We start from the raw sequence: 4937 nt of genomic DNA on the forward strand, positions 1-4937 counted from the left end.
GGCGTTAGCTCCTTATTTCTAGTCAATAATTCTGTAATGCTCGAATCTAACGGTATCGCCACAGAAATGGGGGCGGCCAATAACCTAAATGATTTGAATATGAGCACCAATTTTGGTGTCGGAATTACGTATCAATTGAATACTGCACTTCAGCTTAGTCTGGAACCTATGTTTAAATATCAACTCAATACATTCTCGGAGGCTGCGGGAAATTTTCAGCCCTTCTCTATGGGAGTATATTCTGGATTGAACTTTAGGTTTTAAGATGTTGGTTAGGTTGGTTACTTCTTACAGTAACCCCTGAGCGTCCTGCTTCTCTGGTAGGGCGCTTTTTATACTATTCAGTATATATTTTAGGGTCAATCATTTTCTTGTAACTCCTTTAATATCATGTTTCTAGACTTTTCCCGGAGTTCTCCTTTTTGATTTTCATTGAGTTCTTCTGTTCTAATAAACGATTTTACTTTTACTCTTAAAAGACCGGGGCCTCCACTAAAAAAAGTGAAAGGAAAACGTTTTTTGGAATCGAAAAAAATCATAGGAACGATCGGTATATTATATGCGATGGCCATCTTAAAAGCCCCATCTTTAAATGCATCCAGGACAACATCCTCTGGCGGAACGCCCCCTTCAGGAAAGATACAAATACTCAACCCCTGCTCAAGTCTTCGTTGCGCCCTTCGATATACCGCCATTCTGCTTTTACTGTTATCCCGATCTACCAGGATGCATACCCGCTTATAGAAAAAGCCGAAAACCGGAATATTCATCAATTCCTTTTTACCCACAAAAACAAAGGGATTTTTACTAACCAACAGCATTAGCATAATATCGAGCATACTGGTGTGATTTGCGATCAACACATAACTTTTCCCCTTTTCCAGGCGTTCTTCCCAGGAAATCCTTGGAATACATCCCATTCCGAATAATATTAGTCGGGCCCATATATTCCTGGCCAACCAAAAGAATTGCGGATAGGTCTTCTCTGAAATGGATAGTAGGATCAAGAAGGGGGAAAAGATGAAAATAGGAATCGCAACCAAAACATAGAACCAAACTCGATAAAGTAACTGGCCAGTTCTTTGGATAAAAGTTCGCATAAAATCAAAAATAACAATTTTAGCAGGGTTTTAGTATTTCTTTTACTTTTGTGATTCTTTAAAGAAAGGCCCATGGCAAGAATTTTAACAGGTATTCAAAGTACAGGGACTCCTCATCTTGGGAATATCCTGGGTGCCATCTTACCTGCCATAAAAATGGCAGAAAATCCTGGCAATGAATCCTTCTTATTTATTGCAGATATGCATTCTCTGACCCAGATAAAAAACGGGAAAGAATTGAGAAGCAACACCTATGCCACGGCAGCTACCTGGTTGGCCTTTGGCCTCGATGTAAATAAAACCGTGTTCTACAGGCAAAGCGATGTGCCGCAGGTAACCGAATTAGCGTGGTATCTCAGTTGCTTTTTCCCTTACCAGCGATTAACACTGGCCCATTCCTTTAAGGATAAGTCGGATCGACTGGAAGATGTGAATGCCGGACTTTTCTCATATCCCATGCTAATGGCCGCAGACATCCTATTGTATGACGCCAATATTGTGCCTGTAGGCAAGGATCAGCTTCAACATTTGGAAATGACCAGGGATGTAGCTTCCAGATTCCACGCTCAATTAGGTGAGACCTTTGTTTTGCCGGAAGCTCAGGTCCAGGAAGATACCATGTATATTCCCGGAACCGACGGCGAAAAAATGAGTAAAAGCAAAGGCAACCTCATCAATATTTTTCAATCAGACAAATTGCTGAGAAAACAGATCATGGGAATTCTTACGGACAGCACTCCTATGGAAGAACCGAAGGATCCGGATTCTGATACGGTCTTTGCACTTTATTCGATCCTCGCTTCTAAGGAAAATACTGCCAAAATGAGAGAGAGGTATTTAAAGGGCAACTATGGATATGGACACGCGAAACAGGAGCTTTATGAGTGTCTGGTGTCTACTTTCGGTGAAGCCCGGGAGAAGTTCCAATATTATATGAATAATGTATCTGAAATAGATGAACTATTGAATTTAGGTGCAGAAAAAGCGCAGTTGGTAGCAGATGATGTGCTGCTGAAGGTGCGCGCAAAGCTTGGGTATTAGCAATATCGCCAAGCATACTTCCCGGTTTGTTTTAATGGCATCCTTCTTCCATATTTTATAGCCAACTGCGCTTATCTCATCAAAGAGATCGATCAATAACACTTTCTTACGCGCTGAAATAATTGAATTAAACAACAATAAACCAGTTAGTTGGTTTTTGCCTAGATTGCTTCGAACTGTTTTCCGGGTAATGGTCTAACCAATCCCTTTAGTTCCATGGTTAATAGTACAGAAGCGGTTTTAAAAGTTGGGAGTTGATTCCCCATAGCGATATCATCCAACATTTGTTTGCCCTCATGTTGTAAGAAAGCATAAATAGACAGTTCTGGCTCCTCTAATTCCACAAATAATTGTTTTTGAATTGGCTTGGAGGACTTTATGTTCAGGTCCCAATTAAGATAGTAGACAAGATCTGCCACCGATGTAAGTAATTGGGCCTTTTGGTTTTTAATAAGGGCATTGGTGCCTGTACTGAAAGGGTCGTTTGTTCTGCCCGGAACGGCAAAGACGTCCCGGTTATAACTATTGGCAATATCGGCGGTTACAAGACTACCTCCCCGCTCCGCAGATTCAATAACTAAAGTAGCTTCGCTCATCCCGGCAATAATCCGATTTCTTCGCAGGAAATTCTCACGATCTGGGTTGCTGGTACTCCAAAACTCCGTTATAAATCCACCATTCTTCTCTATAGCCTCACAATATTTTTTGTGGGATTTAGGATAGATCTGATTGAGCCCATGTGCCAGGCACGCAATGGTTTGCAGCCCTAGTTCATTGGCTAACTTCTGGATGTAAATGTCCACTCCATAGGCAAATCCACTGATAAGAACAGGGTCTAAAGGTGCTAGTTCTTTTATAAATCGATCGCAAAACTGCCGCCCATAAGACGTCATATTGCGGGTCCCCACAATACTGATCACCTTCTTATCTGTAAGGTTAATTTTGCCTTTTTGGAACAGCATCAAAGGCGCATCAGAGCAATGTCGCAGGTATTTTGGATAATTCTCATCTTCAAAATACAAACATTGTATTCCCTGTTTTTGAATAAACGAATATTCGTTTTCGGCCGCTGTAAGATATTTATTATCGTAAAGCTCCTTTATGATCTTTGTGCCTATACCCCCTATTTTGAGCAGCGCTTCTTTTTTTTCTTTAAAAACGGCAGTAGGGGTTCCACAATGGGCAATAAGTTTTCTGGATGAGATGTCTCCAATGTTTGGAATACATTGTAATCTCAGGGTAGCAAGTAATTCCTCCTTCATCATCTGCATGTCTTTCTATCTTATTCACAAAATACAGAAAAACTAATGTTAATAAAAAGTATTCCGCCATTTTGAAGCGGCTCTATTTTTTTCCATCTTTGTCTTTATGAGTACCGCTACCTACATAGAAGAATTACTCTACCGGTATAATTGTGTGATTGTTCCCGAATTTGGAGCCTTTCTGACCCACGTTAAATCGGCTTTCATAGATAAAACTGCACATACCTTTTACCCTCCCTCCAAGGTGCTTTCTTTTAATAGTCAGTTGCAAACCAACGACGGACTCCTTATCTCATACATTGCAGAGGCTGAAAAGACCTCCTATGAGCTAGTTCAGGAAGATTTGGCCAAAACAGTAAAAGAGTGGAGTAAGAAATTAAAGAATGGGGAGGCCCTGGTGCTTCAGAATATTGGAAGCTTTAAGCCAACTAAAGAAGGGAAGCTAATCTTTCAACCCACTAAACAAACCAACTTTTTAACCTCTTCTTTTGGATTGAGTTCCATTGTTTCTACCCCAATTCTTCGGGAGGTATTAAAAGAGGAAGTGGAGGTCCTGGAGGAAAAGGTTCCATTTATCATTACGCCCGAAGTACGTAAGAAGAATGAGATGCGTCCATATTTAAAATATGCAGCAATTGTTCTTTTGGCAGTTTCAGCCGGATTTACCGGCTATAAAACCTACAATCAGGCGGTTACCAATGAATTGGTATCTCAGGAAAAAGCTCAGGAAATCATTTCCAATAGTATTCAGGAAGCGACCTTTTTTGACACAAAACCTATGGAATTGCCTGTGTTCCGTGTTGATGTAACTAAAAAAGTTAAGAAAAGTCATCATATCATCGCAGGAGCATTCCGGGAAAGAAGCAATGCAGACCGAAAGATAAAGCAACTTCGCAATAGGGGTTTTGACGCCTTTTATGTGGGCCAGAATAAGTTTGGTTTATTCCAGGTGGCTTTTGATAGTTTTGAGGACCCAAAACAGGCGTTAGAGGTCTTAAAACAAATCAGGCTTACAGAGTCTCGTGATGCCTGGCTTCTATCTGTAAAATAAAGTACTTTCCTTTTATCTACCTTTCCTTAGCTCGTATCTTTGCGAAAATAATTTCTTATGAAGCCTAAAACTCCCAGTGATTCCAGAACCATTATGACCGATCTGGTCCTTCCCAGTGAAACTAATCCCCTGAATAATCTTTTTGGTGGCGAGTTACTTGCCAGGATGGATCGTGCTGCCAGTATTGCAGCCAGGAGACACAGCAGACGCATAACAGTTACGGCTTCGGTAAATCACGTGGCTTTTAACAGATCTGTCCCTCTTGGAAGCGTCGTCACCCTTGAAGCAGCAATTTCAAGGACATTCAGAACGTCTATGGAGGTGTATATTGATGTTTGGATGGAAGATCGCTTAAGCGGGGAAAGAACCAAGGCCAATGAGGCAATTTATACTTTTGTGGCGGTAGATGAAACCGGGAAACCCACTATGATACCCCCTATTGTTCCGGAAACAGACCTTGAAAAAATCCGTTTTGATGGCGCA

Annotated in this window: 5 protein-coding genes and 1 pseudogene; 4 read left to right on the forward strand and 2 right to left on the reverse strand. The window is 41.1% G+C overall.

Annotation, left to right across the window (positions count from 1 at the left end):
* Positions 1 to 264 (forward strand): annotated as a pseudogene (locus tag WBM49_RS13585) (hypothetical protein); the annotation flags it as partial.
* Positions 265 to 359: 95 nt separating this feature from the next.
* Here WBM49_RS13585 and WBM49_RS13590 read toward each other — a convergent pair.
* Entirely contained in the window at positions 360 to 1100 is a 741-nt protein-coding gene (locus WBM49_RS13590; protein ID WP_424372589.1) for a lysophospholipid acyltransferase family protein, read from the reverse strand.
* 72 nt (positions 1101 to 1172) lie between these two features.
* Between WBM49_RS13590 and trpS the strand changes: the two genes are divergently transcribed.
* Entirely contained in the window at positions 1173 to 2141 is a 969-nt protein-coding gene (gene trpS, locus WBM49_RS13595; RefSeq protein ID WP_424372590.1) for a tryptophan--tRNA ligase, read from the forward strand.
* 161 nt (positions 2142 to 2302) lie between these two features.
* Here the strand turns inward: trpS and dprA are convergent, their stop codons facing one another.
* Positions 2303 to 3406 (reverse strand): DNA-processing protein DprA, encoded by a 1104-nt coding sequence (dprA, locus tag WBM49_RS13600; protein ID WP_424372593.1) that lies wholly within the window; start codon positions 3404 to 3406, stop codon positions 2303 to 2305.
* Between the two features lie 103 nt (positions 3407 to 3509).
* Between dprA and WBM49_RS13605 the strand changes: the two genes are divergently transcribed.
* Both WBM49_RS13605 and WBM49_RS13610 read left to right on the forward strand, forming a co-directional pair.
* Positions 3510 to 4454 (forward strand): SPOR domain-containing protein, encoded by a 945-nt coding sequence (locus WBM49_RS13605; RefSeq protein WP_424372591.1) that lies wholly within the window; start codon positions 3510 to 3512, stop codon positions 4452 to 4454.
* A 57-nt stretch (positions 4455 to 4511) separates the two neighbouring features.
* Positions 4512 to 4937 (forward strand): acyl-CoA thioesterase (locus WBM49_RS13610; protein ID WP_424372592.1); only part of this gene is annotated, 426 nt, incomplete at its 3' end.

It is taken from the genome of Muriicola sp. (assembly GCF_049669965.1).
Taxonomy (GTDB): Bacteria; Bacteroidota; Bacteroidia; order Flavobacteriales; family Flavobacteriaceae; genus Muriicola.

Coding starts and splice junctions, on each gene's coding strand:
- WBM49_RS13590 (WP_424372589.1), bottom strand. CDS start 1,100: ATGCGAACTTTTATCCAAAGAACTGGCCAGTTACTTTATCGAGTTTGG.
- trpS (WP_424372590.1), top strand. CDS start 1,173: ATGGCAAGAATTTTAACAGGTATTCAAAGTACAGGGACTCCTCATCTT.
- dprA (WP_424372593.1), bottom strand. CDS start 3,406: ATGATGAAGGAGGAATTACTTGCTACCCTGAGATTACAATGTATTCCA.
- WBM49_RS13605 (WP_424372591.1), top strand. CDS start 3,510: ATGAGTACCGCTACCTACATAGAAGAATTACTCTACCGGTATAATTGT.